This is a genomic window from Mycolicibacterium wolinskyi str. Jessa 2025, assembly GCF_049241375.1.
Taxonomy (GTDB): Bacteria; Actinomycetota; Actinomycetes; order Mycobacteriales; family Mycobacteriaceae; genus Mycobacterium; species Mycobacterium wolinskyi.
This window is the reverse complement of the sequence record NZ_CP185960.1, coordinates 2,203,767-2,230,224: the sequence shown is the minus strand read 5'-3', so window position 1 is coordinate 2,230,224 and position 26,458 is coordinate 2,203,767. Positions and strand designations below refer to the sequence as shown.

General features: G+C 65.4%; 28 protein-coding genes. 14 read left to right on the top strand and 14 right to left on the bottom strand.

Going from position 1 to position 26,458, the window contains the following annotated elements:
• Positions 1 to 10: 10 nt before the first annotated feature.
• Both ACOI2T_RS11135 and ACOI2T_RS11130 read right to left on the bottom strand, forming a co-directional pair.
• Positions 11 to 205 carry a ferredoxin gene (locus ACOI2T_RS11135; protein WP_409501248.1) on the bottom strand — a complete coding sequence of 65 codons (195 nt, stop codon included), beginning with the start codon at positions 203 to 205 and terminating at the stop codon, positions 11 to 13.
• Positions 205 to 1,485: a cytochrome P450 gene (locus ACOI2T_RS11130; RefSeq protein ID WP_409501247.1), complete on the bottom strand. Its 1,281-nt coding sequence runs from the start codon at positions 1,483 to 1,485 to the stop codon at positions 205 to 207. Before ACOI2T_RS11130 ends, ACOI2T_RS11135 begins: the two co-directional genes overlap by 1 nt.
• A gap of 197 nt (positions 1,486 to 1,682) precedes the next feature.
• Between ACOI2T_RS11130 and ACOI2T_RS11125 the strand changes: the two genes are divergently transcribed.
• Genes ACOI2T_RS11125 through ACOI2T_RS11110 form a run of 4 tightly spaced genes read left to right on the top strand, consistent with a single transcriptional unit; the run spans position 1,683 to position 5,677 of the window.
• Positions 1,683 to 2,339, top strand: a complete 657-nt coding sequence (locus tag ACOI2T_RS11125) for a TetR/AcrR family transcriptional regulator (RefSeq protein WP_409501246.1) — start codon at positions 1,683 to 1,685, stop codon at positions 2,337 to 2,339.
• Positions 2,340 to 2,355: 16 nt separating this feature from the next.
• Entirely contained in the window at positions 2,356 to 3,657 is a 1,302-nt protein-coding gene (locus ACOI2T_RS11120; protein WP_409501245.1) for an acyl-CoA dehydrogenase family protein, read from the top strand.
• A gap of 32 nt (positions 3,658 to 3,689) precedes the next feature.
• A complete protein-coding gene (locus tag ACOI2T_RS11115) occupies positions 3,690 to 4,679 on the top strand; it encodes a phosphotransferase family protein (RefSeq protein WP_409501876.1) in 990 nt (329 codons plus the stop codon).
• Entirely contained in the window at positions 4,676 to 5,677 is a 1,002-nt protein-coding gene (locus ACOI2T_RS11110; protein ID WP_409501244.1) for an NADPH:quinone oxidoreductase family protein, read from the top strand. Before ACOI2T_RS11115 ends, ACOI2T_RS11110 begins: the two co-directional genes overlap by 4 nt.
• On the opposite strand, the gene ACOI2T_RS11105 is transcribed toward ACOI2T_RS11110, so the two are convergent.
• Entirely contained in the window at positions 5,638 to 6,012 is a 375-nt protein-coding gene (locus ACOI2T_RS11105) for a limonene-1,2-epoxide hydrolase family protein (protein WP_409501243.1), read from the bottom strand. The two genes, ACOI2T_RS11110 and ACOI2T_RS11105, sit on opposite strands and share 40 nt — an antisense overlap.
• Positions 6,013 to 6,231: 219 nt before the next feature.
• On the opposite strand from ACOI2T_RS11105, the gene ACOI2T_RS11100 reads away from it, so the two are divergent.
• Entirely contained in the window at positions 6,232 to 7,422 is a 1,191-nt protein-coding gene (locus ACOI2T_RS11100) for a cytochrome P450 (protein WP_409501242.1), read from the top strand.
• 12 nt (positions 7,423 to 7,434) lie between these two features.
• Here the strand turns inward: ACOI2T_RS11100 and ACOI2T_RS11095 are convergent, their stop codons facing one another.
• The 9 genes from ACOI2T_RS11095 to ACOI2T_RS11055 form a co-directional block, all read right to left on the bottom strand.
• On the bottom strand, positions 7,435 to 7,794 hold the full coding sequence (locus ACOI2T_RS11095) for a hypothetical protein (protein WP_409501241.1): 360 nt from the start codon (positions 7,792 to 7,794) through the stop codon (positions 7,435 to 7,437).
• 37 nt (positions 7,795 to 7,831) lie between these two features.
• A complete protein-coding gene (locus ACOI2T_RS11090; RefSeq protein WP_067847978.1) occupies positions 7,832 to 8,335 on the bottom strand; it encodes a hypothetical protein in 504 nt (167 codons plus the stop codon).
• A 14-nt stretch (positions 8,336 to 8,349) separates the two neighbouring features.
• Positions 8,350 to 8,994, bottom strand: coding sequence for a TetR/AcrR family transcriptional regulator (locus ACOI2T_RS11085; RefSeq protein ID WP_067847774.1), 645 nt, complete (start codon positions 8,992 to 8,994; stop codon positions 8,350 to 8,352).
• Positions 8,995 to 9,110: 116 nt separating this feature from the next.
• The gene (locus ACOI2T_RS11080) at positions 9,111 to 10,259 is read right to left on the bottom strand and encodes an acyl-CoA dehydrogenase family protein (RefSeq protein ID WP_409501240.1); all 1,149 of its coding nucleotides are present in this window, start codon (positions 10,257 to 10,259) and stop codon (positions 9,111 to 9,113) included.
• A 14-nt stretch (positions 10,260 to 10,273) separates the two neighbouring features.
• Positions 10,274 to 11,422 carry a thiolase family protein gene (locus ACOI2T_RS11075; protein WP_409501239.1) on the bottom strand — a complete coding sequence of 383 codons (1,149 nt, stop codon included), beginning with the start codon at positions 11,420 to 11,422 and terminating at the stop codon, positions 10,274 to 10,276.
• Positions 11,415 to 12,677 (bottom strand): CaiB/BaiF CoA transferase family protein, encoded by a 1,263-nt coding sequence (locus ACOI2T_RS11070; protein ID WP_409501238.1) that lies wholly within the window; start codon positions 12,675 to 12,677, stop codon positions 11,415 to 11,417. Before ACOI2T_RS11070 ends, ACOI2T_RS11075 begins: the two co-directional genes overlap by 8 nt.
• 5 nt (positions 12,678 to 12,682) lie before the next feature.
• A complete protein-coding gene (locus tag ACOI2T_RS11065; protein WP_409501237.1) occupies positions 12,683 to 13,441 on the bottom strand; it encodes an SDR family NAD(P)-dependent oxidoreductase in 759 nt (252 codons plus the stop codon).
• Between the two features lie 14 nt (positions 13,442 to 13,455).
• Positions 13,456 to 14,622: an acyl-CoA dehydrogenase family protein gene (locus tag ACOI2T_RS11060; RefSeq protein ID WP_067847786.1), complete on the bottom strand. Its 1,167-nt coding sequence runs from the start codon at positions 14,620 to 14,622 to the stop codon at positions 13,456 to 13,458.
• Positions 14,623 to 14,648: 26 nt separating this feature from the next.
• Positions 14,649 to 15,944 carry an amidohydrolase family protein gene (locus ACOI2T_RS11055; RefSeq protein WP_067847789.1) on the bottom strand — a complete coding sequence of 432 codons (1,296 nt, stop codon included), beginning with the start codon at positions 15,942 to 15,944 and terminating at the stop codon, positions 14,649 to 14,651.
• Between the two features lie 234 nt (positions 15,945 to 16,178).
• On the opposite strand from ACOI2T_RS11055, the gene ACOI2T_RS11050 reads away from it, so the two are divergent.
• The 7 genes from ACOI2T_RS11050 to ACOI2T_RS11020 all read left to right on the top strand — a co-directional run bounded on the left by ACOI2T_RS11050 (position 16,179) and on the right by ACOI2T_RS11020 (position 22,037).
• Positions 16,179 to 16,709, top strand: a complete 531-nt coding sequence (locus ACOI2T_RS11050) for a carboxymuconolactone decarboxylase family protein (RefSeq protein WP_067847792.1) — start codon at positions 16,179 to 16,181, stop codon at positions 16,707 to 16,709.
• Between the two features lie 26 nt (positions 16,710 to 16,735).
• On the top strand, positions 16,736 to 18,073 hold the full coding sequence (locus ACOI2T_RS11045; protein WP_067847795.1) for an aromatic ring-hydroxylating oxygenase subunit alpha: 1,338 nt from the start codon (positions 16,736 to 16,738) through the stop codon (positions 18,071 to 18,073).
• A complete protein-coding gene (locus ACOI2T_RS11040) occupies positions 18,066 to 18,395 on the top strand; it encodes a hypothetical protein (RefSeq protein ID WP_067847798.1) in 330 nt (109 codons plus the stop codon). Before ACOI2T_RS11045 ends, ACOI2T_RS11040 begins: the two co-directional genes overlap by 8 nt.
• Positions 18,396 to 18,477: 82 nt before the next feature.
• Entirely contained in the window at positions 18,478 to 19,704 is a 1,227-nt protein-coding gene (locus tag ACOI2T_RS11035) for a metal-dependent hydrolase family protein (protein ID WP_409501236.1), read from the top strand.
• Positions 19,682 to 20,116, top strand: coding sequence for a nuclear transport factor 2 family protein (locus ACOI2T_RS11030; RefSeq protein WP_409501235.1), 435 nt, complete (start codon positions 19,682 to 19,684; stop codon positions 20,114 to 20,116). Before ACOI2T_RS11035 ends, ACOI2T_RS11030 begins: the two co-directional genes overlap by 23 nt.
• A complete protein-coding gene (locus ACOI2T_RS11025; protein ID WP_409501234.1) occupies positions 20,113 to 21,234 on the top strand; it encodes an acyl-CoA dehydrogenase family protein in 1,122 nt (373 codons plus the stop codon). Before ACOI2T_RS11030 ends, ACOI2T_RS11025 begins: the two co-directional genes overlap by 4 nt.
• A 2-nt stretch (positions 21,235 to 21,236) precedes the next feature.
• Positions 21,237 to 22,037: an acyl-CoA dehydrogenase family protein gene (locus tag ACOI2T_RS11020; RefSeq protein ID WP_409501233.1), complete on the top strand. Its 801-nt coding sequence runs from the start codon at positions 21,237 to 21,239 to the stop codon at positions 22,035 to 22,037.
• Between the two features lie 25 nt (positions 22,038 to 22,062).
• Here the strand turns inward: ACOI2T_RS11020 and ACOI2T_RS11015 are convergent, their stop codons facing one another.
• Positions 22,063 to 23,550 carry an adenylate/guanylate cyclase domain-containing protein gene (locus ACOI2T_RS11015; protein WP_409501232.1) on the bottom strand — a complete coding sequence of 496 codons (1,488 nt, stop codon included), beginning with the start codon at positions 23,548 to 23,550 and terminating at the stop codon, positions 22,063 to 22,065.
• Positions 23,551 to 23,559: 9 nt separating this feature from the next.
• Positions 23,560 to 24,342: an enoyl-CoA hydratase gene (locus ACOI2T_RS11010; RefSeq protein WP_409501231.1), complete on the bottom strand. Its 783-nt coding sequence runs from the start codon at positions 24,340 to 24,342 to the stop codon at positions 23,560 to 23,562.
• A 169-nt stretch (positions 24,343 to 24,511) separates the two neighbouring features.
• Here ACOI2T_RS11010 and ACOI2T_RS11005 point away from each other — a divergent pair, with 169 nt between their 5' ends.
• Positions 24,512 to 25,231: a TetR/AcrR family transcriptional regulator gene (locus ACOI2T_RS11005; protein ID WP_085143778.1), complete on the top strand. Its 720-nt coding sequence runs from the start codon at positions 24,512 to 24,514 to the stop codon at positions 25,229 to 25,231.
• Between the two features lie 381 nt (positions 25,232 to 25,612).
• Positions 25,613 to 26,458, top strand: coding sequence for a mycofactocin-coupled SDR family oxidoreductase (locus ACOI2T_RS11000; protein WP_085143779.1), 846 nt, complete (start codon positions 25,613 to 25,615; stop codon positions 26,456 to 26,458).

Below are 26,458 nucleotides of genomic sequence, written 5' to 3'. Positions count from 1 at the left end.
ATATCCTTCTCTAGTCGTTGATCTCGCTGATCGCCCGTTCTGGGCAGTTCTCGACCGCCTCGCGGGCGGCGTCCTCGAGTCCGGCGGGCACGTCTTCCGGGTCGGCGACCGCCCAACCATCGTCTGACATCTCGAAGACCTCGGGGCACAGCGTCAGGCACATACCGTGGCCGGCGCAACGGTCCTCGTCGACCCTGACCCGCATCAGGTGTCGAACTCCAGATGCAGTTCGGTCAAGCCGCGCAGGATGAACGTCGGGATGTAGGTGTAGCGGCGCTCCCCCGCCGGGCCGTGCTTGGCGTCGGAGATCCGGATGTCGGTCGTGCGGTCGAGCAGACGCTCGAGGCCGACGCGAGTCTCGGCGCGGGCCAGCGGCGCACCGGGGCAGCTGTGGATGCCGCGGCCGAATGCGAGGTGCTGGCGGGCGTTCTTACGTGCCGGGTCGAACGTGTCCGGATCTTCGAATCGGCGCGGGTCGCGATTGGCCGCCCCGTTGAGCACCATCACCGTGGTGCCCGCACTCAGCTCGGTCTCCCCGACGGTGACCGGGCAGCGCGATAGCCGGAAGTCGCCTTTCACCGGGCTCTCGATGCGCAAGGCCTCTTCGATGAAATTCGGTATGAGACTGCGGTCGTCGCGCAGGCGCTGCTGGATCTCGGGTTGCTCGCCGAGCACTTTGAGCGCGGTACTCAGCAGTCGGACCGTGGTTTCCTGGCCGGCGGAGAAGACGTTCGTCGCGACGCGCGCGACATCGCCCACATCGGGAAGCGTCCCGTCCGGGAACGTCGCGGTGGCCAGACCCGTCAGGACGTCATCGCGGGGGTTGGCCCGGCGATCCGCTGCGTAGTCGGCGAACTGCCCGTAAAGAAACTCCAGCGGACTGTGCGACAACGATTCCTTGCTGGTGCTGCCGACACCGCCGCCGGAGTGTTGCTTGATGCCGCTGACGAATGACTCACGGTCCTCGTCGGGTATGCCCAGGAGATCGGCGATCACCAAGAGCGTGAAGGGTCCGGCGAAGCCCTTGATGAACTCACCCTCGCCGGGCGCGAGGAAGTTGTCGAGCACCTCGTCGGCAAGCTGCCACATCGCGTCCTCGTTCTCTTTGAGGCGCTTCGGTGTGATCAGCCGCATCAGCAGCGACCGGTGATTGGTGTGCGTCGGCGGATCGAGCGTCGGCAGCTGGTCGCTGAACGGCAATTCGTCGCGGTGCTTTTCGATGAGCGCCGTGACTTCCTCACCGCTGCGGCCCTCCAGCGGTACCGGGAACCCCGGGAACGGGCCGGTCACCGAGATGCACGACGAGAAGGTCTCCTCGTCGTTGTAGATCTGGACGGCTTCGTCCCAGCCCGTCACCATCGTCACGTTGTAGTGGTCCTCGCGCGTGACCGGGCACTTGTCACGCAACGCCTCGAAGAACGGGTACGGGTTGTCGACCAATCGTTCATCGCGGAAGAAATCGATACCGGTTGGGTCGATCGCCATGTGTTTCTCCCGTTCCAGCCGCCGTCGCGAGAATGCGGCTCTCATTCTTGAGTATTAGATTTCCATAGCACCTGTATTGCGTCAATGCGGCCGCGCCGGGCCGTGCGCATCCGCGCGGACGCTCGCGGGGTAAGCCGGAGTTAGTTAGACGAACGTCAACTATTTCCACCGGACAAAACCGCTGTTACAGTTCGCGTATGCCCAAAGCTGATGCACCGACGACCGTTGACGGGGGTCAGCGTCGCGCGTCGTATCAACGGGCCCGCTCTCACGAGACCAAACGCGGTTTGGTGCAGGCGGCGACGGCGCTGTGGCGGACCAACGGCTACGCGCGCACGACCGTCGCCGACATCTGCCGGGCCGCCGGCGTGTCCCGCGCGCTGTTCTACTTCTATTTCCCGGCCAAAGAGGACGTGCTCTTCGAGGTGGGGCTGCTGTCGACCCGCGCCGCGCAGAAGCGCGTGCAATCGCTGCTGAGCTCCGACTATGAGGTGGTGCCGGTCATCGCCGAGGCGCTGCGCAGCCTGGAGCGGTCGATGGCGCGCAACCCGCCGGAGTTGATCATCGAGACCATTCTCGAGGGCTACCGCCACGAGCACCGCATCCTGACCAGCGACGCCGATCCGGATGCGCTGAGCGCGGACATGTTCGGTGAGCTGTTCACCAGGGCGCAGGCCGACGGCAAGCTCGCGGCCCATGTCGACGTGGCTCACCTGTCGCATCTGGCCCAGATCCTCGTGAGCGAAGGCGTGCGGCACTGGGCCGGCGGCAGCTACGGGGACCGGTCGTTCTCGGACGTGGTAACCGGCGATATCGCCGCGCTGGTCGCAGGCTTCAACACCGTCAGACCCTAGATCGCAAGGAGGCGATATGGCTTGGGATTTCGAGACCGACGCCGAGTATCAGCAGGTGCTCGACTGGGCGGACGATTTCGTTCGCGACCGCGTCGAACCCCTCGACCTCGTCTGGCCCCACCAGCAGTTCACGCCGCTCGAGGGCAAACGCCGCGAGGCGATCGCCCCGCTGAAAGACGAAGTCCGCCAGAGAGGTTTGTGGGCCACCCACCTGGGTCCCGAACTCGGCGGCCAGGGTTACGGTCAGCTCAAGCTCGCACTGCTCAACGAGATCCTGGGCCGTTCGCAATGGGCTCCGATCGTATTCGGTTGTCAGGCACCGGATACCGGCAACGCCGAGATCATCGCGCACTACGGCACCGACGAGCAGAAGCAGAGATATCTTCGGCCGCTGCTCGACGGTGAGCTGTTCTCGTGCTACTCGATGACCGAACCGCACGCCGGCGCCGACCCGACCCTGTTCACCACCCGGGCAGTGCGCGACGGGGATGACTGGGTGATCAACGGCTGGAAGTTCTTCTCGTCCAACGCCGCAACCGCATCGTTCCTGATCGTGATGGTCGTGACCAACCCTGACGTCAGCGCCTATCAGGGCATGTCGATGTTCCTCGTGCCGACCGACACCCCTGGCGTCAAGATCGTCCGCAATGTCGGCCTGTACGGTGAACGCGACGACGAGGGCTCGCATGCGCTGATCCACTACGACAACGTCCGGGTCCCGAACGAGGCGCTGCTGGGTGGCGAGGGGCAAGCGTTCGTCATCGCCCAAACCCGGCTGGGCGGTGGCCGGATACACCATGCCATGCGCACCATCGGTCTCGCCCGCAAGGCGCTCGACATGATGTGTGAACGTGCGCTGAGCCGCGAGACACAGGGCAGCCGCCTGTCGGACAAACAATTCGTGCAGGGCTACATCGCCGACTCGTATGCACAGCTGTTGCAGTTCCGGTTGATGGTGCTCTACACCGCGTGGGAGATCGACAAGTACAACGACTACAAGAAGGTTCGCAAGGACATCGCCGCCGTCAAGGTCGTGATGCCGACCGTTCTGCACGACATCGCCTGGCGCGCAATGCAGGTGCACGGTGCGCTGGGTGTCACCAATGAGATGCCGTTCCTCGGGATGGTCACCGGCGCGGCCGTGATGGGCTTGGCCGACGGGCCGACGGAGGTGCACAAGACCACGGTCGCCCGGCAGGTGTTGCGCGACTACGAGCCCACCGACGACACGTGGCCCACCGAGTGGATACCCCGCAAGCGGGAAGCGGCGCGGGCGCGCTTCGCCGATTATCTGGAAGCCGAGGTCGGCAATCTGTGAGCGGTATCGACGTTGCGCGCCTTGCCGATTGGATGGACAACGCCGGCCTGCCCGGCAAGGGCGAACCGCTGACCGCGCGCTTCCTGTCGGGTGGAACCCAGAACGTGATCTACGAGCTGCGCCGCGGCGAGGAGCGGTGCGTCATCCGGATGCCACCGCCGGGCGCTCCGCCCGACCGCGACAAGGGCATCCTGCGGGAGTGGCGCATCATCGAGGCGCTCGACGGGACCGATGTCCCGCACACCGCCGCGGTGGCCGTGTGCGCGGATCCCGACGTGCTGGGGCGGCCGTTCTACCTGATGGGCTTCGTCGACGGCTGGTCGCCGATGGACCGGCACGGCACCTGGCCCGAACCGTTCGACAGCGACGTCAGCACCCGGTCCGGCCTGAGTTACCAACTCGCCGAAGGCATCGCGCTCCTGTCGAAAGTGGACTGGAAGGCGCGGGGTCTGGCCGACCTCGGCCGGCCGGACGGGTATCACGAACGGCAAGTCGACCGCTGGATCGGCTTCCTCGAACGGATCAAGAAGCGCGAGCTCCCGGGGCTGGAGGTGGCCACCGGCTGGCTGCGGGCCCATCGGCCACTCGACTTCATCCCGGGCTTGATGCACGGCGACTATCAGTTCGCCAATGTCATGTACCGTCACGGTGCGCCTGCTCGTCTGGCGGCGATCGTCGACTGGGAGATGGGCACGGTCGGCGACCCCAAGCTCGATCTCGCGTGGATGGTGCAGAGTTGGCCCGCCGATACCGATGTGCCGGCCGCCTCCGAGATGAGCTACGTCGACATGCGCGGCATGCCGTCGCGTGACGCGGTCGTCGCACACTATGCCGACGTTTCGGGACGCCAGGTCGACGATTTGGACTACTACCTCGTGCTGGCCAAGTGGAAGCTTGCGATCGTGCTGGAACAGGGTTTCCAGCGCGCCGGTGACGACGAGAAGCTGCTGGCCTTCGGACCGGTCGTGACCGACCTGATGGCCTCGGCCGCAGAACTCGCCGAGTCCACCGACTACCGGTGAAAGCCGCCGTCTGCCGGGAGTACGGGCCACCCGAGGCGGTCCGTGTCGAGGAATTGCCCTCACCCGTTCTGGCGCCGGGGCGGCTTCGTGTCCGTGTGGGCGCGGCGGCGGTCAACTTCCCCGACGTGCTTCTGGTGGCCGACCAGTACCAGGTGAACGTGCCGGTGCCCTTTGTGCCGGGCAGCGAATTCGCCGGGGTGATCACCGAAGTCGCGCCGGACACCGTCGATTTCGCGGTGGGTGACCGCGTCACCGGCACGGGAATGTTCGGCGCGTTCGCCGAGGAGGTCTGCGTCGGCAGCGCAGCGCTGGCCAGGATTCCCGACGGTGTGGACGACCGCACCGCGGCGGCGTTCGGCGTCGCGCACCGCACGGCCTATCACACGCTGCGGTCGGTGGCGCAGGTTCGGTCCGGCGACGACCTGATCGTGCTGGGCGCCGGCGGCGGGGTGGGGCTCGCCGCGGTTCAGCTCGGGGTCGTGCTCGGCGCGCGGGTGACGGCCGTGGCGTCATCCGACGAAAAGCTCTGCGTAGCAGCTCGTTACGGAGCCTCTGTACTGGTCAATCACACCGCAGGCCCCCTGCGCACGACGCTGCGTGAGGCGCTGCCCGCCGACGCACATGCCGTCATCGATCCGGTCGGGGGCGAGCTGTCCGAACCCGCGTTGCGATCGCTGCGCCGCGGTGGCCGGTTCGTCACGGTCGGCTACGCATCCGGCAGCATTCCCCAGATCCCGCTCAACCTCGTGCTCGTCAAGGGCATCCAGATCGTCGGATTCCAGTTCCAGGACATCCCGCCGGACGAGTTCGCGCGCAACGAATCCGAGTTGCGCGAGTTGTTGGCCACCGGCGGCGTCAAGCCACACATCGGCGCGGTCTATCCCCTGGCCGAGACCGCCGCGGCGCTGCGGCACGTCGCCGATGGGCAGGCGATCGGCAAGGTGATCATCGACATGAGCTATCCATTGCCGTCGGCGCTGGGGTCCTTCGGCGGATAGAAGTACTCGCGCCACGCCGTGATCTTTTCGCCCTTCACCTCGTAGGCTCCCATGACCGGCCAGCTCATCTGCTTCCCGTCCACAACCCAGTGATCGCGGCGCTCCATCAACACGACATCCCCATCGACGGCGAGATGTCGAATCTCGAGGTCGACGCACTTACCGCCGGCGAAAAACACCTTCATCATTTCGTGGATCGCGTCCCGCCCGGACAGTTTCGGCCAGTCGGGGCCGATGTCGAATGTGGCCTCCTCGGCGAAGTGGCTCATGACTTCGTCGATGTCGTTGCTGCCCCACGCAGCGATCTCGGCGCGGACGATTTCTTCAGCGGTCATTGTCCTCGGTCCTTCTGGCGTGACACCATGTTTACATTCTTTCGACTGATCGTAAATGCGACCGAGTCTTTCACCCAGTTCACCGCCTCGAGCGAGAAACCTTGACCGAGCGTCAGCTCACCTGCTAAGCAGGTGCACAGTAGCCCTCACCAACCGCCGAGTGCCCCTGGCCCGAACCCACTCGACACGACTTGCTCAAGCCCACCGGATGGAGATCCCATGGCCGTGCCGACGGCACCGACCGAATCCGACGTCTACTACGACCCGTACAACGTCGACCTCAACATGAACCCCTACCCGGTCTTCGCGAGGATCAGAGAAGAAGCGCCGTTGTACTACAACGAGCAGCATGATTTCTATGCGCTGAGCCGCTACGACGACGTCAACGCAGCCGTCATCGACCACGAGACGTTCATCTCGGGCCGGGGAGCCGTGCTGGAGATCATCAAATCCGGCATGGAGATCCCGCCGGGCACTCTCATTTTCGAGGATCCACCGATCCACAACATCCACCGCAACCTGCTGTCGCGCATGTTCACCCCGCGGAAGGTGCTCGCGCTGGAACCGCAGATCCGCGAGTTCACCGCGCGTTGCCTGGATCCACTGGTCGGTTCCGAAAAGTTCGATTTCGTCAACGATCTCGGCGAGCAGATGCCGATGCGCGTCATCGGCATGCTGCTGGGTATCCCCGAGGAGCGGCAGCGCCAGATCACCGACCACGGTGAGGAAATCCTGCAAGGACAGACCGTCGACGCTTTGGCCACCGGTGAGGTGTTCGCGGAGTTCATCGACTGGCGCGCCGAACACCCGTCCGACGACATCATGACCGACCTGCTCAACGCCGAATTCGCGGACGAGACAGGCACCGTCCGCAAGCTTCGCCGCGATGAGCTCCTGCTGTATCTGACGGTCATCGCCACCGCCGGTTCTGAGACCACCACCCGGCTGATCGGCTGGGCCGGCAAGACGCTGGCCGACTATCCGGATCAGCGCCGGCAGCTGGTGGAGGATCCATCCCTGATTCCTCAGGCAATCGAGGAGATCCTACGTTGGGAGCCACCGGCATTGCAGATCGCCCGATACGTCACCCGTGACGTCGAGTACTACGGCCAGACCGTGCCCGAGGGGTCTGCGATGCTGATGCTCGTCGGCGCAGCCAACCGGGACCACCGCCGGTTCGCGCCGGACGGTGACGTCTTCGACATCCACCGGGAGCAGCGCTCGCACATGACCTTTGGCGCCGGCACACACTTCTGCATGGGCAACGCGCTGGCCCGGCTCGAAGGCCGCATCGCACTCGAGGAGATCCTCAAACGCTTCCCACAGTGGGAGGTCGACTGGCCCAACGCCGTACCGTCGGAAACCGCCGCGGTCCGCGGCTGGGCTGCGATGCCCACATTTGTCGCCTGACCGTATCGAGATTCACTGCCCGTAGGTGTGTCTGAGGTTGGCGTTGACGAGTTCACCGATCCGCTTGCACATGTGCCGAGTCATTTCGGCGTCGGGGACCGGGTCATCGACGTAGAGCGTCCAGCGCAGATACGTGCCTCCGCCGGGCTCGGCTTCAAGGTCGAAACGGACCTGTGCGTCCGGCCTTCGGACCCACAGTGATGACCAGACCACACGGTGTGGGCGGGCGGACTCGACGATGGCGGGTGGCATTTCGTCGTCGCGCAGATGCAGCCAGGGACGTACCGGTTGCCGGTTCGGATCGCACAGGTCGGCGAAGATCGCCCACGGCGGTGCGGGCTGGCTCCGCCGTCGCGACCCGATCGCCTTCATCCGGCACACCTTGCCGCTCGACTGCAAGCGGCAGGCGTCAGCTGGCGGGAATGAGATCTGCCGGAACCGACCGGCTGATCATCGTGCCGCACCGGAAAGCTTCGGTGTAGCCGACGGCCGCGGCCTCGGGGTGTTGGACCGCGGCAAGCGCCTGGGCTTTGAAAGCCCGTGCAGCCGCGGATAATTCGTGACGCACGGGATCGACACTCAGATCGGCCGGGCACTGCTCGCCCCACAGCGTCACCTCGGTCCGTCCCTGCTCGAGCGCTCCGAGAACTCCCCGCCGGACGCGCTCGTCAGAGTTGAACAGATCGGCCGCCACCGCCACGGTCTGGGGGTGTGGCCGGTCCTGCCAGGACACCAGCACGCTCTCCAGGTCCATGGTGTCGACGCCGAGGATCTCCAGCGGCCGGACGTCTTCGTCAGCACCGATCAGCACCGTGACATCCCACCCCGCCATGACCCGGTCGACGAGCCAGCCACCCGCGAACCGCACCGCGTCGACCACACAGGGTGCGACGACGTCGAGCCGATACCTCATGTCGTCCTCCAATCTCACAGGCCGGCCGCTGCGCTGCGGCCGGACGGCGCCTCGATCTCGCGGGCCAGCATCTCGGCGTACCCCTTGAACACGTCCGCCAGCGGCAGTGAGGGATCGAGTAACCATGAGGTCTCCATTCCATTTACGAAGGCGAGTATCTCCACGGCCTTGGTGACCGGGTCGAAATCTGTGCGGTAGCGGCCACTGAGCTGACCGCGGCGGATGATGTCAGCGACGATGTCCCGCGCATCCTGCTGACGTTTCAGCAAACGATCGTGCAGTGGAGCATCGGGCTGGATGTTCTCCACCAACAACACGGTGAACGTGCCGACGAGTTCAGGTGCCCGGACAAACCGCTCGGCCACCCGCTTGATCTCGTCAGCGAGGTCGCCCGACCGGTCGGCGTGCGCATCGTCGTCGTCGTCACGGGCATCGAGCACCGCGTTGAGCAACTGCTCTTTGGACTCGAAGTGATGCAGCAGACCAGCCGGCGTGACACCGGCTTCCTTGGCGATCTGTGCCAGCGAGGTGTTTCGCCACCCGTTGCGCGCCAGCAGCCTCTCGGCCACCGAAAGGATCCGCTGCCTGCGGTCTTCCCCTTTGGCGAGCAGTGTCGCGTAGGGCCTTACGGCCTCAGACGATCCATCGGGAGGCGTCACCGAACTCCTTCGTCCAACCAACCTAGTGAACACACAGTAGGTTGGTTTGGGCGCTGTGACAAGTGTCTCAGAGAGGGTAAATCTTGACAGCCGTCACATGGCGTGAATGGCGCAGGTCACAGCCCGAGAGATTTCGCGATGATGACCTTCATGACCTCACTGGTGCCCGCGTAGATGCGCGCGACCCGGGCATCGGTGTACAGCCGGGCGATGGGGTACTCCATCATGTAGCCGTACCCGCCGAAGAGCTGCAGGCAACGATCGATGACCCGCGCCTGCATCTCGGTGCAGAACAATTTGACGCGGGCCGCGTCGGCCCCCGACAGCTCGCCGTCCACGTGCAGGGCCACCGCCCGGTCCAGCATCGCCTGCGCGGCCTCGACCTCGGCCGAGCACGCCGCGAGTTCGAACTTGGTGTTTTGAAAAGATGAGACCGAGGCCCCGAATATTTTGCGGTCCTTCGTGTAGTCGATCGCCGCGGCGATCGCCGACCGCGCTTGGGCCACTGATCCGACGGCGACGGTCAACCGTTCCTGCGGCAGGTTGTGCCCCAGATAGCTGAATGCCTCGCCCTCCTCCCCCAGCACGTTGGCCAGGGGGACCCGGACATCGGTGAAGGACAGCTCGGCGGTGTCCTGGACCTTGCAGCCCATCTTCTCCAACTCACGGCCACGCTCGAAACCCGGCATGCCGTCCTCGACAACCAACAGCGTCAAGCCTTTTCGCCGATTGTCCGGGTCGGTGGAGGTCCGGGCCACGACGACCACGAGATCGGCCTGGATGCCGCCGGTGATGAATGTCTTGGCACCGTTGAGCACATAGGAGTCACCGTCCCGCACAGCGGTCGTGCGCATGCCGGCGAGATCGGAGCCGGTTCCCGGCTCGGTCATCGCGACCGCCGTCAACAACGTCCCGGCCGCCAGTCCCGGGAACCAGCGTTGGCGCTGCTCGTCGTTCGCGTAGTGCAGGAAGTACGGCAGGATCACCTCGAGCTGAGTACGTACGGTCGACAGGGTGACCAGCGCCCGGGCGGCCTCCTCCTGCAAAACCACGTTGTAGCGATAGTCGGAGATGCCCGCACCCCCGTACTCCTCGGGGATCGCCATGCCCAGCATGCCGAGCTCACCCATCTGCTTGAAGACGTCGCGCGGCATGCGGCCGGCCTTCTCCCACTCGGGGTACTGCGGCACGACTTCCTTCTCGACGAAGTCGCGCGCCAGGGCGCGGAATGCCTCGTGGTCTTCGGTGAAAAGGTTTCGCTGCATGCGTTGGCCCCTTACTAGGCGAGAAGTTCGACGATCGTCGCGTTGGCGGTGCCCCCGCCTTCACACATGGTCTGCAGGCCGTAACGAATTCCCTTGTCGCGCATGTGATTTATCATTCGGGTCATCAGGACGGCCCCCGACGCCCCAAGCGGATGACCCAGCGCGATCGCGCCGCCCAGCGGGTTGAGTTTGGCTTCGTCTGCCCCGGTTTCGGCCAGCCACGCCAGCGGCACCGGCGCGAACGCCTCATTGACCTCGAAGACGCCGATCTCGTTGAGACGCACACCGGCCTTGCGCAGCACCTTCTCGGTGGCCGGAATCGGACCGGTCAGCATGAGCACCGGATCGGCGCCGGTGACCGCACCCGCGCGGTAGCGCACAATCGGCGAAAGGCCCATCGTCACAGCGTTTTCCGCGGTCATGACCAGAAGCGCGGCCGCTCCGTCGGAGATCTGCGACGAGTTGCCAGCGTGGATCACGCCGTCCTCGGTGAAGGCCGGCTTCAACCCCGCGAGCTTCTCGACGGTGGTTCCCCGCCGCACGCCCTCATCGGCGATCACGGGGTCGCCGTCATCGGGAAACACCGTGATCATCTGTGTCTCGAACGCGCCGGCGTCCTGCGCGGCCGCGGCACGCTCGTGCGAGCCGGCCGAGTACTCGTCGAGCCGGGTCCGGTCGAATCCCCACTTCTGTGAGATCAATTCGGCCGAGATGCCCTGGTTGAACGAGAAATCCCGGTACCGGTCAAGCACTTTCGGGCCATACGGCTGTCCGGTCGCGCGGGCCGCGCCCAGCGGCACGCGGCTCATCACCTCGACTCCCCCGGCCACGACGACATCCTGTTGCCCCGACATCACGGCCTGCACCGCGAAGTCCAGGGCCTGCTGGCTCGAACCGCAGGCTCGATTGACCGTGGTGCCCGGGATGTGCTCGGGCCAGCCCGCGGCGAGCACCGAGTACCGGCCGATGTTGCTGGACTGGTCGCCGACCTGGGACACACACCCCCAGACGACATCGTCGACGATCTCGGGACTGATGCCCGCCCGCTCCACCAGAGCGTTGAGCACCAGCGCGGACAGATCGGCGGCATGCATGCCGGACAGTCCGCCGTTGCGTTTGCCCACGGGGGTGCGGACGGCTTCGACGATGACGGTTTCACGCATTGGAGTGCTCCGCTCTCGGTATCTGGGACGTCGGGTAGGCCGGGCCGATCGCGCCCTGCTCCCGCAAGGCTGCGATGTCCTCGGCTGACAGGCCCATATCGCCCAGGATGGCATCGGTGTGTTCGCCGAGGCCGGGAACCCCGCCCATCGGCAGTTCGTGGCCGGAGATCACCGGCGGCGGCAGCAGCGCCGAGATGTCGCCGCTGGGTGTGGCGACGGTCCGCCACCGGTCCCGGTCTTTGAGGTGCTGGTGTGCGATCACCTCGCTGGGCCGGTTGTACCGCGAGTTCCCGATGCCCGCCTCGTCGGCGATCTGCTGGATGTCGGCGAGATCGTGCTGCGCACACCAGGTTCCGATCGCGTCGTTGAGCACGTCGCGGCTCGCGCAGCGGTCGGAGTTGGTGGCGAAGCGCGGGTCGTCGGCCAGATCGGGCCGGTCGATGATCTCCCGGGCCAGCCGCTGCCATTCCCGGTCGTTGGTGGTGCCGAGCACGACCGTCTGGCCGTCGCGGGTGGGGAACGCGCCGTACGGCGACACCGCGGGCGAACTCATGCCAAGGGGTTGTTGGTCGATGCCCGAATGCTGGGTGTAGGTGAGCGGATAGCCCATGATGTCGGTCATGGTGTCGAACAGGCTCACGGCCACCGCGGGCGCGGGGGCATCGGACGGTTGCCGGGTCCGGCCGATCAACAGCGCCATGATCGACAGCGCGGCGTACAGGCCGGTCGAGATGTCGGCAACGGGCGGGCCGGGTTTGGCCGGCATGTCCGGATAGCCGGTGACCGCGCAGGCCCCCGATTCGGCCTGGACCAGCAGGTCGTAGGCACGCTTGTGCGACAGCGGTCCGCCGGTGCCGTACCCGTCGATCTCGACCGGGATCACCTGCGGATGACGTTGCGAGAGCTCGGCAGGAGACAGCCCCATCCGCGCCATCGCACCGGGTGCGAGGTTCGACACCAGAGCGTCGGCCCGGTCCAGCAACCGGTGCAGCACATCGATGCCACCGGTCGACTTCAGGTCGAGCGTGATGGATTCCTTGCCGCGGTTGGCCCAGACAAAGTGCGCCGCAAGGCCGTTGACAACTTCGTCGTAATCCCGCGCGAAATCCCCGCCCTTGGGGTTTTCCACTTTGATGACGCGGGCGCCGAAGTCGGCCAGCACCCGCGTGCACATCGGCGCGGATACCGCCTGCTCGAGCGCGACGATGGTGATCCCGGCCAGCGGACCTGCACTACCTGGTGTGTCGTGGGGCATGCCCGTCACATAACCATGCCGCCGTCGACCGGCAGCACCTGGCCGGTGATGTACGACGCGGCATCGGAGGCCAGGAAGACGAACGCGCCCGCAACTTCGTCGGCTTCGGCCCAACGCTTGAGCGGGATGCGGTTCATCATGTTGGCCGCGAATTTCTCGTTGGTGCGGATGGTCTCGGTCATCGGCGTCGCGGCCAACGGCGCCAAGGCGTTGACCATGATGTTCTTGGGCGCGAGTTCCCGTGCGAGCGACTTGGTGAACCCGATGAGGCCGGCCTTGGCCGCCGAGTAGTTGACCTGGCCGAGGGTCCCGGTGATGCCTGCCGACGAGGTGACGTTGACGACGCGTCCGGTGCCGTCGGTCGGAATGTGCGGCAGTGCGGCCTGCGTGACGTGGAACGTCCCCATGACGTGGATGTCGAAGGTGAGCCGGAACGTCTCGTCGGTGAGTTTGGGGAACATCGCAGGCGAGGTGACGCCGGCGTTGTTGACCAGGATGTGCAGCTTGCCCTCGCCGAGCCCCGCCGCGCGCTCGGTGGCCGCGACGGCGGCGTCGCGGTCACTGACGTCGAGCGGTGCGCTGTCGGCCTTCCCGCCCGCGGCATTGATGCGTTCCGCGACCCCCGCTGCCGCGTCACCGCTGATATCGGTGACCAGTACGGCGGCGCCCGCGGCGGCCAGCGCCTCGGACACGGCGGCGCCGATGCCGGCACCTGCCCCCGTGACGAGCGCCGAACACCCGGTCAGGTCGAAATAGGTCCTCATGCGTAACGCTTCCTCTAGTAGCTCTTGGGCAGGCCGAGAACGTTGGCGCCCAGGAAGTTCAGGATCATCTCCTGGCTCACCGGGGCGATCTTCATCAATCGCGATTCCCGGAAGAACCGCGAGATGTTGTATTCCTCCGAATAGCCCATCCCGCCATGTGTTTGGAGGGCACGGTCGGCGGCCGCGAATCCCGCGTCGGCACAGAGGTATTTCGCCATGTTGGCCTCTCGGCCGCACGGCTTGCCGTTGTCGTAGAGCCACGTGGCCTTGCGCAGGATAAGTTCGGCGGCGTCGAGGCGGGCCAGGGAGTCGGCAAGCGGGAACTGGATGCCCTGGTTCATGCCGATCGGCCGGTCGAACACCACGCGCTCGTTGGCGTACTTGACCGCCCGGTCGAGCGCGACCCGGCCGATGCCCAGCGCTTCGGCGGCGATCAACATCCGCTCGGGGTTGAGCCCGTGCAGGATGTACTTGAACCCCTTGCCCTCCTCGCCGATCCGGTGCTCGGCCGGGACGCGGAGGTCGTCGATGAACAACTCGTTGGACGAGACGGCGTTGCGCCCCATCTTGTTGATGGGCCGGATGTCGACGTGGTCGCGGTCGAGGTCGGTGAGAAACAGCGTCAGCCCGTCGGTCGGTTTGGCCGCCTCGTCCCTGGGTGTCGTCCGCGTGAGAAGCAAGATCTTCTCGGACTCAAGGGCTTTGGAGATCCACACCTTGCGTCCGTTGACCAGGTAACTGTCGCCGTCTCGCTTGGCGAATGTCGTGATACGCGACGTGTCCAGGCCCGCACCGGGTTCGGTGACACCGAAGCACACATGAAGGTCCCCGTTGACGATCCGCGGTAACGTCTCGGCCTTCATCGCATCCGAGCCGAAGACCACGACCGGCTGCATGCCGAAGATCGACATGTGGATGGCGCTCGCGGCGTTCATGCCACCGCCGGATCGGGCCACTTCCTCGGCGAGGATCGTGGCCTCGGTGATCCCCAGACCGTGTCCGCCGTATTCCTCGGGGATCGTCATCCCGAGCCAGCCGCCGCCGGCGATGGCGTCGTAGAACTCCTGCGGGAACTCGTGCGCCTGGTCCTTGGTCATCCAGTAGTGGTCATCGAATTTGCCCGCGAGCTCGGCCACGGACTTCCGGATGAGCTCCTGGTCCTCGGTCAGCTCGAAGTTCATACCACCCGACACTCGCGGTCTCCTCGTCAGTCTTTGGCGCCGGACACGGCTTTGGCGTTCGCCTGGAAGTCGGCGAAGCTCGTGCCCGTCTTCTCCTTGTTGCTCAGGGCCCGGATGGACACATCATGGCCCTCGGCGGACTTTCGCAGAGCGCCGACCGTGGCCTGGTCCTTGGGAACGTCCTTGAACGGATCGAAATGGTAGAGCCGCATGGCGTTCTCGTGCGTGATCTTGTTGATCTCGTCGGCGGGCACGTCATAGGTGTCGAACACCGCCCACAGTTCCTCGGGCGCACCGGGCCACATCGAATCGGAGTGCGGGTAGTCCATCTCCCAGCAGATGTTGTCGATGCCGATCAGGTGCCGGTTCTTGACGCCGACCGGATCGGAGATGAAGCACGTCATGAAGTGCTCACGGAACACGTCGGACGGCAGCTTGCCGCCGAAGTCCTGATGCGTCCAGGTCGAGTGCATCTCGTAGGTGCGGTCCACCCGGTCCAGGAAGTACGGGATCCACCCGGTGCCGCCTTCGGACAGCGCGATCTTGAGGTCGGGGTAGGCCTTGATCGGTGCCGACCACAACAGATCCGCGGCGGCCTGGACGATGTTCATCGGCTGCAGGGTGATCATCACGTCCATCGGCGCGTCCGGCGCGGTGATCGCGAGCTTGCCCGACGACCCGATGTGCACGTTCATCACCGTGTCGGTCTCGACGAGGGCTTCCCACAACGGCTTCCAGTACTCCAGGTCGTGAAAGCTCGGATAGCCGAGGGTCGACGGGTTCTCCGTGAACGTCAGCGAGTGCACGCCCTTCTTCGACACCCGCCGCACCTCGTCGGCGCACAGTTGCGGATCCCAGATCGCCGGAATCGCCATCGGTATGAAGCGGCCCGGATTCGACCCGCACCATTCGTCGATGTGCCAGTCGTTGTAGGCCTGCACGAGCGCCAGCGAGAACTCGGCGTCCTCGGTGGCGAACAGCCGCGCGGCGAAGCCCGGGAACGACGGGAAGTTCATCGTCGCCAGCACTCCGCCCGCGTTCATGTCCTTGACCCGCTCGTCGGGGTCATAGCAGCCCTTACGGATCTCGTCGAGACCTTGCGGCTCCAGGCCGTACTCCTCCTTCGGCCGGCCCGCCACGGCGTTGAGCGCCACGTTGGGGATCACGGTGTCGCGGAACTGCCAGGTATCGCTGCCATCGGGATTGTGCACGAGCCGCGGCGCCTCGTCGCGGTACTTCGCAGGCAGATGGTTCTTGAACATGTTCGGCGGCTCGATGATGTGGTCGTCCACGCTGATCAAGATCATGTCGTCTTTTTGCATGGCGGTGCTCCGTTCCCGTGTGCTCACCAGGTTCTCTAGTACAGAAAACTAGCTTCTCGCGTAGAGAGAATCAATGTCTGCCATCGTTGACGAGCGGATACACGCTGGTCATGACCCGCTACGAGGTCTTCCCATTGACCGCTTCGAGAAAAGATGGAAACCTGTTAGTCGGAAATGAGAACCTGATTCTCGCACGCGAGAGTCATCGGAGCGCCGCCGAGAGGAGAAGCGTCCGTGGGCCTGGCCCCATTACCCGCCGACGAGTGGGATGACGACGTACGTCGCGCGCTGTCGGTCATGCTGCCCGAGGAACGACTCAACCCCCAGGGAGCGGGGGTCGCGTTGTCGACACTGGCCCGTCATCCGGCACTGACCAAGGCGTTTCTTCGGTTCAGCAACCACCTCTTGTTCCGCTCGACCCTGGACCCCAGGCTTCGCGAGCTGGCGATCCTGCGGATCGCCCACCGCAGGCACTGCGAGTACGAGTGGGCCCACCACGCCTTCATCGGCAAGGCCGAAGGTCTCACCGACGACGACATCGCAGGTGTCGCGCAAGGCACGGCCGTCGACGCGTTCGACCAAATCGTGCTCGATGCGGTCGACGAACTCGACGAGCAGTCACGCATCTCGGACGAGACCTGGGCAGCCCTCGGCGACAAACTGGACGACCGCCAGCGCATGGACCTGGTTTTCACCGTCGGCGGCTATGGCCTGATGGCCATGGCTTACAACACTTTTGGAATCGCGCCGGAGTCCGGCCACTAATCTCGGAAAGAAAGTAGGTAAATCCCGTGGCGTTTTTCCCGAAGCCGGCCGCCGGCAGCTGGACCGAGAACTGGCCCGAATTGGGCACCGGGCCAGTCAACTACGAGGATTCGATCGATCCCGAACACTGGAAGCTGGAGCAGCAGGCCATCTTCCGAAAGACCTGGCTGCAAATGGGCCGGGTGGAGCTGATTCCCAAGAAGGGCAGCTACATCACCCGTGAGCTGCCGTCGGTCGGCCCGGGCACGTCGATCATCATCGTCAACGACGGCGACCAGATCCGGGCCTTCTACAACCTGTGCCGCCATCGCGGCAACAAGCTGGTGTGGAACGACTACCCGGGCGAGGAGGTTTCCGGCAGCTGCCGCCAGTTCGTCTGCAAGTACCACGCCTGGCGCTACAACCTCAAGGGCGACCTGACCTTCATCCAGCAGGAGCAGGAGTTCTTCGATGTCGACAAGGCCGACTACCCGCTCAAGCCGGTGCGCTGCGAGGTGTGGGAGGGCTTCATCTTCGTCAACTTCGACGACGACGCGGTGTCGCTCGAGGAGTACCTGGGCGAGTTCGGCCAAGGCCTCAAGGGTTATCCGTTCCACGAGATGACCGAGCACTACAGCTACCGCTCGGAGATCAAAGCCAACTGGAAGCTGTTCATCGATGCGTTCGTCGAGTTCTACCACGCGCCGATCCTGCACATGAAGCAAGCAGAGAAGGAGGAGGCCGAGAAGCTGGCCAAGTTCGGCTTCGAGGCGCTGCACTACGACATCAAGGGCGATCACTCGATGATCTCGTCCTGGGGCGGCATGAGCCCGCCGAAGGACCTCAAGATGGTCAAGCCCATCGAGCGCATCCTGCACAGTGGCCTGTTCGGGCCGTGGGATCGCCCCGACATCAAGGGCATCTTGCCCGATGAGCTGCCGCCGGCGATCAATCCGGGTCGGCACAAGACCTGGGGCCAGGACTCATTCGAGTTCTTCCCGAACTTCACCCTGCTCTTCTGGGTGCCGGGCTGGTATCTGACCTACAACTACTGGCCTACCGGTGTGGACACCCACATCTTCGAGGCCGACCTGTACTTCGTACCGCCGAAGAACCTGCGCGAACGGCTTTCTCAGGAACTTGCCGCGGTGACGTTCAAGGAGTACGCGTTTCAGGACGCCAACACGCTGGAGGCCACGCAGACGCAGATCGGCACCCGCGCCGTCCTCGACTTCCCGCTGTGCGACCAGGAGATCCTGCTGCGCCACCTGCACCACACCGCGCACAAGTACGTCGACCGGTACAAAGAATCACTGGCCAACGGGAACGGTTCCGCCAACGGTGCGGCCCACACGAAGACCACGAAGGATCCCGCAAATGTCTAAGCTGCCCGAAGAATTCGCCGACCTCGAGCGGTTCAGCGACTGGTGCCTGCCCACCGAAGAGGAGCGCTATCAGAAGCGTCTCAACTCCACGATGGAGGAGATGCAGGACCTCTACGACGCAGGCATGGCACGGCTCGAGGACATCATGGTCTATGTCGACGCGCGGTTCCCGCTCAAGGGCATGCCCGAAGACGCCAAGGCCCTGGTGCATCTCGGGCAATCGATCGTGATGGTGAGCTTCCCGGTCGAAGTGTGGAAGCAGCCCCGCGTGCTCGACAGCGGCGCGGCCTATATCCAGCTCGTCAAGGAGCCGGTGGTCTGAACGTGCCCAACGCATCGCCGAGACTACGGGTTCTGATGAAAATCACCCGAAATCCGTCAGCAACCGTAGTGTCGGCGCAGCCATGCTGACCCTCAAAGCCGCGGGTCTGGTCGATGTCGACGCCGGGGAGATCATTCGCCCCGGCATCGTCAAGGTCGACGGCGACCGCATCGTCGGGCTCGGCGGAGAGCCCGCGGGAGAGATCGTCGATTTGGGCGACGCAATACTGCTGCCCGGCCTCATGGACATGGAGGTCAACCTGCTGATGGGCGGCCGGGGCGAGAACCCGGGACTGTCCCAGGTGCAGGACGATCCGCCGACGAGGGTGCTGCGCGCGGTGGGCAATGCCCGTCGCACGTTGCGCGCCGGGTTCACCACGGTGCGCAACCTCGGGTTGTTCGTCAAGACGGGCGGCTACCTGCTCGACGTCGCACTCGGCAAGGCCATCGACGCGGGCTGGATCGAAGGGCCGCGCATCGTGCCTGCGGGCCATGCCATCACGCCGACCGGCGGCCATCTCGACCCCACGATGTTCGCGGCCTTCATGCCCGGCGTGCTGGAGCTCACGATCGAGGAAGGCATCGCCAACGGCGTAGACGAGATCCGCAAGGCGGTGCGCTACCAGATCAAGCACGGCGCCCAGCTGATCAAGGTGTGTTGCTCGGGCGGCGTCATGTCCCTCACCGGAGAGGCTGGGGCCCAACACTATTCGGACGAGGAACTGCGGGTCATCGTCGACGAGGCGCATCGGCGCGGATTGCGGGTCGCGGCGCACACGCACGGCGCCGAAGCCGTCAAGCACGCGGTGGCCTGTGGGATCGACTGCATCGAGCACGGATTCCTCATGGACGACGAAGCCATCCAGATGCTCGTCGACAACGACCGGTTCCTCGTGACCACGCGCCGGCTCGCGCAGGCCATGGATGTCTCCAACGCGCCGAAGGTCCTGCAGGACAAGGCTGCCGAGATGTTCCCGAAGGCCGAGACGTCGATCAAGGCCGCGTACGAGGCCGGCGTGAAGATCGCCGTCGGCACCGACGCGCCGGCCATCCCCCACGGCCGCAACGCCGACGAGCTCGTGACCCTGGTGGAGTGGGGTATGCCCCCGGCTGCGGTGCTGAGGGCGGCGACCGTGGTGGGAGCGGACCTGATCAACCGGACCGACCTCGGCCGCATCGCCGAGGGCTACCTCGCCGACATCATCGCGGTGCCCGGCGATCCACTGCAGGACATCAGCGTTACAAGAGATGTGAAATTTGTAATGAAGGGGGGTAGGGTCTTTCGCAATGAGTACGCAAGCGAGAACTGACGACCTCGTCGAGATCCAGCAGGTGCTGGCGAAGTACGCGGTGACCATCACCCAGGGCGACATCGACGGGCTGGTCTCGGTGTTCACGCCCGACGGCACATACAGCGCGTTCGGGGAAACCTATGCGCTGGAACGTTTTCCGGTGCTGGTGGATGCCGCACCCAAAGGTCTGTTCTTGACCGGGACGGCACTGGTGACGTTCGACCCCGACAACCCCGACGTCGCAAGCGGCACGCAGCCGCTGTGCTTCATCGAGCACTCGGCCCACGACATGCGCATCGGGTACTACAACGACACCTACGTGCGTACCGCCGACGGCTGGCGGCTGAAGACCAGGGCCATGACGTTCATCCGCCGCAGCGGCGCGCACGACCATGGCAAGCCACACGCGATCGGCCGGCCGTCCGCATGACCGACCTCCACGACCCCGGTCAGTTCCGCACCGCACTGCAGGCCTGGCTTGCCGAGAACGACCTGACCCCACCCGGCGACCACACGCTCGAAGGGCACATGCGGCAGTTCGCCCGGGTGCAGAAGGCACTCTATGACGGCGGCTGGAGCCGCTACGGCTGGCCCGAGCACGCCGGGGGCCTGGGCGGCCCGGAGATCCTGCGCGCGATCGTCGGCGAAGAGGTCGTGGGTCGCCGGCTCGCCGAGCCCGGCCCGTATTCGATGCTCGAAGTGCTGGCGCCGACGATGATCGACTACGCGCCCGCCGAACTGGCGGCCGAGATGGTGCCGAAACTGCTGTCCGGCGAAGAGCAATGGTGCCAAGGTTTCTCCGAGCCGGGCTCGGGCAGCGATCTGGCGTCGTTGACCACCCGCGCGGTACAGCAGGACGACCGATGGATCATCAACGGACAGAAGGTCTGGACGAGTTTCGCCCAGTACTCACACCGCTGCATCCTGCTCGCCCGCACCGGTGACGCGGACACCCCCAACCACGAGGCGATCACGGCGTTCTTCGTCGACCTCGACACCCCGGGCATCTCGGTGCGCCCGTTGCGCACCATGCACGATGTCGACGAGTTCTGTGAGGTGTACTTCGACGACGTCGCGGTGGACGCCGGCCGGATGCTCGGCAAGCCCGGCGACGGCTGGCGCCTAGCGATGGATCTGCTGCCGTACGAACGCTCGACGTGCTTTTGGCAGCGCATCGCCTACCTGTACTCACGGTTCGACGCGTTGGTCGGTGAGGTCAAGAATCTCGGGCAGGTGGTGGACTCCGACATGGGTGAGGCATACCTGGCCCTGCACACGCTGCGCTGCCGCTCGCGGGCCACTCAGCACCGGCTGGCCGACGGCCACAAACTGGGTCCGGACACCTCGATCGACAAGGTGCTGCTGGCCGGTGCCGAACAACGCCTCTACGACACCGCGCGCGATCTGCTGCCGGGTGTCATCGAACTCGACGACACCGAATGGCGCACCGAGTATCTGTACTCGCGCGCGGCCACGATCTACGGCGGCACCGCAGAAGTGCAGCGCAACATCATCGCCCGCCGCCTGCTCGATCTCGGGAAGGAGTGACCATGGATCGAGAGTCGCTCGAACTGCTCGAAGACGGTCTGCGCAAGACCATGCTCACGACCTCCGGCCCCGAACTCGACGCGGCCCTGGTGGAACTCGGCTGGGCCGAGATGCTGTCGGACATGCCCGACGTCGCGGTGCCGCTGGTGTTCCGGCTGCTCGGAGAAACCGGCTCGCATGCTTCTGTTCTCGTCGACGTCGTACTGAACGCGACCGGCAACGAGATCGGCGGGACCCTGGAGTTGCCGTTGCCCTATGCGGGCAACACGTGGGTGGTGTGGGACCGGACGACCGCGCAGAGCACCGACCCGACGCTCGGCGGGTTGCCGCTGCGCCGCGAGGACGAGGGTTACCCCATTCGGGTGGCCGAGGCCCGCCTGGCCGTCGGCTGGTGGCTGGTCGGATCGGCCCGGGCGATGCTGGCCCTGGCCCGTCAGCACGCCCTCGACCGCGTCCAGTTCGGCCGGCCGATCGCGTCGTTCCAGGCCGTCCGGCACCGGCTTGCCGAAACCCTCGTCGCCATCGAAGGCGCCGAGGCGACGCTCACCCTGCCCGGCGCGGACAATCCTGACCTCACCGCATTGCTGGCCAAAGCAGCCGCGGGCAAGGCGGCGCTGACCGCGGCCAAACACTGCCAGCAGGTGCTTGCGGGCATCGGCTTCACCGAAGAGCACGATCTGCACCGCCACGTGAAGCGCGCCCTCGTGCTCGATGGATTGCTGGGCAGCTCAAGGGAACTCACCCGCCGCGCCGGAGCGGGGTTACGGGCCCGCGGCTCGGTGCCCCGCCTCGCTCACCTCTGACACCCGCTGCGCCGTGAGCCGGCGATCAGGGCGACTGCGGTAGCGGTTCGGCGAACACCGTTGCCGTCGAACGGCCACGCAACACCGTCGAGCCCCGCACCGTCCAGTGCTGCCCTTCGTCGGCATCGGCGCTCGCCAGGGCACTGCCGGAGCACAGCACTGCCGATTCCCGGTCCTTGGCGTGGTCGGCCAACCGCGCGGCCTCATTGACCGCGTCCCCGATCACGGTGTACTCGTAGCGGTTCTCGGCGCCGATGTTGCCCGCGAACACCGAACCACACGAGATGCCAACCCCGAACTCGACATCGGGCAGTTCGCGAAGCCTGGGTACGAGAGCGCGTCCGGTCTCGAGCGCTGACGACGCCGCGTTGTCCAGTCTCAGCGGCGCACCGAACACCGCCAGGATCGCGTCGCCCTCGAACTTGTTGATGAGGCCGTGATTGCGCTCGACGGTGTCGACCACGATCCGGAAGAAGCCGTTGAGCAGTTCGGCCACCTCCTGCGGCGGGCGGGATGCGCCCAACGCCGTCGACCCCACCAGGTCGACGTAGAGAACGGCGACCTCGCGCACGTCGCCGCTCACCGCCCCGCCCTGCTCCAACGCGTGCCGGGCGACATCGGCACCGACGTAGCGGCCGAACAGGTCGCGCAGTCGGTTTCGTTCGGCAAGCCCGCTGACCATCCGGTTGAACCCGTACTGCAGGCGGCCGATCTCGGACGGCTCGTACACCTTCACCGAGACCGCCGACCAACCTTTCTCGACCGCTTTCATCCCAAGCACCACCTCGCGGACGGGGTCTGAGATCGACCGCGCCACAAGCACCATCGACCGCAGCCCGAACAGCAGCGACATGACAGCCAGCACCAGCACCGCGGCCTCGACCGGAGCCGTCTTCTGCACGAACCAGCCGTTGGACCGGGCCAGCACGATCATCGCGATGCCGACCGTGGGCAAGCCGCTGAACAACACCCAGATCGTGATCAGCCGGCCCAGGATTCCGGGCATGGTCACCTGGGCCGCCGAAGCTGTCGTGAGTGACGCGGCGACGATGGGCCGCAACATCCGTTGCGTCACCAGAAATCCCATACACGCCGCCGCCACCCCGCCGAACAAGATGGCCCCGCCCATCACGTAGGCCACTCCCCCGCCGAGATCGAGATTGACCACCGTATAGACCACTGCGCTGACCGCCCAGGTGCTGAACTGGATGATGGTCTGGCGCGGCCCGATGCGCATCGCCGCCCGTTGTTGCCGCGGTGTCGGATGCCTGCCCGCGGCAAACCATTTGAAGGTCGGGTAGATGTTGACGTAACCGACGACGGTATCGACGATCGCCGCCGCCGTCATCAGCGCGACGAGCGCGATCAGATTCGCCTCGGTCAGCAGTTGTCGAACGTCGCCGATCGTGTTGCGGCTCAACGCCACGACCACGAGCGTCACGGCCGCCGCCGCCGTGATCTGTGCGTAGATCAGCCCCGCGGCGTACCGCACGCTGAGCCGAATGGCGCCCATCGGCTCGAGTTACTTGATGTTGGCCTTCATCTCGTTGATGTCCATCAGTACCGGCCAGCCACTGACGCTCAAAGCGTTGCCGTGCCCGGTCTGGTGGATGTCGAACACGGACTGGATCGCGGCGTAGAAGCCCTGCACATCGAGGGTCTGGTTGACCGCACGCTTGGCCTGGCGCAGTGCGAACGCCGGCATCTTCGCGATCTGGCCGGCCAACTCCATGGTCTGGGCGTCCAACTCGTCACGCGGCACGACGCGGTTGACCATGCCGGTGCGTTCGGCCTCCTCGGCGGTCAGCGCGCGACCGGTGAACAGGATCTCCTTGGCCTTGCGCGCACCCAGTTCCCAGGTGTGCCCGTGGTATTCGACTCCGCCGATCCCCATGAGCGCGACCGGGTCGGAGAACAGCGCGTCGTCGGCGGCGAGGATGAGATCGCACGGCCAGCACAACAGCAATCCCCCGGAGATACACCGCCCCTGCACCGCGGCGATCGACGGCTTCGGCACGTTGCGCCAGCGCAGGGTGTACTCGAGATACCGGCGCGACTCGTGTTCGATGATGAACTCGAGCGTGACCTTGTCTGGCACCGGCCCGCCCCCGCGCAGGTCGTGGCCCGCCGAGAAATGCTTGCCGTTGGCGCGCAACACGATAACCTTCACCGCGGCATCTTCGGCGGCCCTGGTCCACGCGGCGTCGAGTTCGTCGAGCAATTCTGGATTCTGCGCGTTGGCGGCCTCGGGCCGGTTGAGCGTGATCGTCGCGATCGCATCGGCGACGTCGTAGTCGATGTACACGTGGGTTCCTGTCCTTCATGAGGCCGACGCGCTGGGCCCGACGGCGCGGAGAAGACGAGATGCCCTTCTTCTCGAAGGACTTCTATAATTCCCTTCGTGAGAATACTATTCTCACAGTTCGAAAGTTACAATCTCCGACACGTTGGCCGCGAGGGGGTCTGGCACCACAATGGCAAGGCGTTCTCCGGTACAGTCAGTTCATGTTCTCCCGACTCGGCACGCATCTGAGCTGCCTGTGACCAGCGCTGGCGAAGAACCCGCCTGGAAGCAGCGGGCTGTCGAGCGGTCGATCAAAACCGCCAAGTTGCGCGCCGCTCAGCGCGTGCAGCGCTTCCTTGACGCCGCCCAGGCGATCATCATCGAAAAGGGCAGCACGGACTTCACGGTGCAAGAGGTCGTCGACCGCTCGCGTCAGTCGCTGCGGAGCTTCTACCTGCAGTTCGACGGCAAGCACGAGCTGCTGCTGGCATTGTTCGAAGATGCGTTGAGCCGCTCGGCCGACCAGATCCGGGCCGCGACCGCAAGCCATACCGATCCGTTGGAACGTCTCAAAGTGGCGATTCAGCTGCTGTTCGAGTCCTCGCGGCCCGATCCCGCCGCGAAGCGGCCGTTGTTCACCGACTTCGCGCCGCGGTTGCTGGTGTCGCATCCGTCCGAGGTGAAGGTCGCTCACGCGCCGCTGCTGGCACTGCTCACGGAGTTGATGGAGGAGGCCTCCGAGGCCGGCCTGCTCCGCGACGGCATCAATCCCCGCCGCATGGCGGCGATGACCATGCAGACGGTGATGTTCGTCGCCCAGTCGAGCGGTGGCGCGGACGAGAACTCGCAGCATCCGATCACCGCCGACGAAGTCTGGGACTTCTGCGCGCACGGATTCGCCGCCAGCTAGCTGAGAATTTCGTTCTCCGCCACGTAGAGCTCTCCTAACTCTCAGCCCGTTGGCTGATCTCCGGTCCGACCGCACCGGCGCCGGCCGATGTTCCTGTTTACGGTGCCGACAAAATCGGTGTGGGCGCCGGCGAATTGGGGCCCTTCGCCGCAGTGCCGGATGCCGGTGCCGCGTCCTCCATCCTTCATTTGATGCGTGGCCTATCGACGGCCGCGTGGCGTGCGACCTCGCGAGAACCTGATTCTTCTAGACGGAGAGTAGAAATTGCCCGAAACGAGTCTGTCGTTGACACAATGGGTAAGCCGGTGACAGAGTGCTGAGCAGGTGCACAGATTATCGCCGATGACGCATCAATTCACGAGCACAGAACTGAGGTAACCAATGTCTGGACGGGTGGAAGGCAAGGTCGCTTTCGTCACTGGCGCGGCCCGCGGGCAGGGCCGCAGCCACGCGGTGCGGCTGGCCCAGGAGGGCGCCGACATCATCGCGCTCGACATCTGCGGCCCGGTGCGGCCCGGGGTGGAGACCGCCATCCCGGCGTCGACCTCCGATGATCTGGCCGAGACCGCGAACCTGATCAAGGGGCTCAACCGCCGCGTCGTCACCGCCGAGGTCGACGTGCGCGACGCCGACGCCGTCAAAGCCGCCGTCGACAGCGGTGTCGAACAACTCGGCCGCCTCGACATCATCGTGGCCAACGCGGGTATCGGTAACGGCGGCGATGTCCTGCACGAGACCAGCCAGCTGGACTGGGACGAGATGATCGACATCAACCTGTCAGGTGTCTGGAAGTCGGTGAAAGCCGGTGTGCCCCATCTGATCGCCGGCGGCCGTGGCGGCTCGATCGTGCTGACGAGTTCGGTCGGCGGTCTCAAGGCCTACCCGCACTGCGGCAACTACGTGGCGGCCAAGCATGGTGTCGTCGGCCTGATGCGCGGCTTCGCAGTCGAGCTCGGCCAGCACAACATCCGCGTCAACACGGTGCACCCCACGCACGTGGCCACGCCGATGTTGCACAACGAAGGCACCTTCAAGATGTTCCGGCCCGATCTGGAGAATCCGGGTCCGGACGACATGGCGCCGATCTGCCAGATGTTCCACACCCTGCCCATCCCGTGGGTCGAGGCGGTCGACATCAGCAACGCGGTGCTTTTCCTGGCCTCCGACGAGGCGCGCTACATCACCGGTGTGACGCTGCCGGTAGATGCGGGTAGCTGCCTCAAATAG

Coding starts and splice junctions, on each gene's coding strand:
- ACOI2T_RS11130 (WP_409501247.1), bottom strand. CDS start 1,485: ATGGCGATCGACCCAACCGGTATCGATTTCTTCCGCGATGAACGATTG.
- ACOI2T_RS11135 (WP_409501248.1), bottom strand. CDS start 205: ATGCGGGTCAGGGTCGACGAGGACCGTTGCGCCGGCCACGGTATGTGC.
- ACOI2T_RS11090 (WP_067847978.1), bottom strand. CDS start 8,335: ATGAGGTATCGGCTCGACGTCGTCGCACCCTGTGTGGTCGACGCGGTG.
- ACOI2T_RS11105 (WP_409501243.1), bottom strand. CDS start 6,012: ATGACCGCTGAAGAAATCGTCCGCGCCGAGATCGCTGCGTGGGGCAGC.
- ACOI2T_RS11000 (WP_085143779.1), top strand. CDS start 25,613: ATGTCTGGACGGGTGGAAGGCAAGGTCGCTTTCGTCACTGGCGCGGCC.
- ACOI2T_RS11020 (WP_409501233.1), top strand. CDS start 21,237: ATGGATCGAGAGTCGCTCGAACTGCTCGAAGACGGTCTGCGCAAGACC.
- ACOI2T_RS11120 (WP_409501245.1), top strand. CDS start 2,356: ATGGCTTGGGATTTCGAGACCGACGCCGAGTATCAGCAGGTGCTCGAC.
- ACOI2T_RS11025 (WP_409501234.1), top strand. CDS start 20,113: ATGACCGACCTCCACGACCCCGGTCAGTTCCGCACCGCACTGCAGGCC.
- ACOI2T_RS11015 (WP_409501232.1), bottom strand. CDS start 23,550: ATGGGCGCCATTCGGCTCAGCGTGCGGTACGCCGCGGGGCTGATCTAC.
- ACOI2T_RS11075 (WP_409501239.1), bottom strand. CDS start 11,422: ATGCGTGAAACCGTCATCGTCGAAGCCGTCCGCACCCCCGTGGGCAAA.
- ACOI2T_RS11115 (WP_409501876.1), top strand. CDS start 3,690: ATGGACAACGCCGGCCTGCCCGGCAAGGGCGAACCGCTGACCGCGCGC.
- ACOI2T_RS11100 (WP_409501242.1), top strand. CDS start 6,232: ATGGCCGTGCCGACGGCACCGACCGAATCCGACGTCTACTACGACCCG.
- ACOI2T_RS11065 (WP_409501237.1), bottom strand. CDS start 13,441: ATGAGGACCTATTTCGACCTGACCGGGTGTTCGGCGCTCGTCACGGGG.
- ACOI2T_RS11080 (WP_409501240.1), bottom strand. CDS start 10,259: ATGCAGCGAAACCTTTTCACCGAAGACCACGAGGCATTCCGCGCCCTG.
- ACOI2T_RS11095 (WP_409501241.1), bottom strand. CDS start 7,794: ATGAAGGCGATCGGGTCGCGACGGCGGAGCCAGCCCGCACCGCCGTGG.
- ACOI2T_RS11005 (WP_085143778.1), top strand. CDS start 24,512: ATGGCAAGGCGTTCTCCGGTACAGTCAGTTCATGTTCTCCCGACTCGG.
- ACOI2T_RS11035 (WP_409501236.1), top strand. CDS start 18,478: ATGCTGACCCTCAAAGCCGCGGGTCTGGTCGATGTCGACGCCGGGGAG.
- ACOI2T_RS11055 (WP_067847789.1), bottom strand. CDS start 15,944: ATGCAAAAAGACGACATGATCTTGATCAGCGTGGACGACCACATCATC.
- ACOI2T_RS11125 (WP_409501246.1), top strand. CDS start 1,683: ATGCCCAAAGCTGATGCACCGACGACCGTTGACGGGGGTCAGCGTCGC.
- ACOI2T_RS11030 (WP_409501235.1), top strand. CDS start 19,682: ATGAGTACGCAAGCGAGAACTGACGACCTCGTCGAGATCCAGCAGGTG.
- ACOI2T_RS11040 (WP_067847798.1), top strand. CDS start 18,066: ATGTCTAAGCTGCCCGAAGAATTCGCCGACCTCGAGCGGTTCAGCGAC.
- ACOI2T_RS11060 (WP_067847786.1), bottom strand. CDS start 14,622: ATGAACTTCGAGCTGACCGAGGACCAGGAGCTCATCCGGAAGTCCGTG.
- ACOI2T_RS11070 (WP_409501238.1), bottom strand. CDS start 12,677: ATGCCCCACGACACACCAGGTAGTGCAGGTCCGCTGGCCGGGATCACC.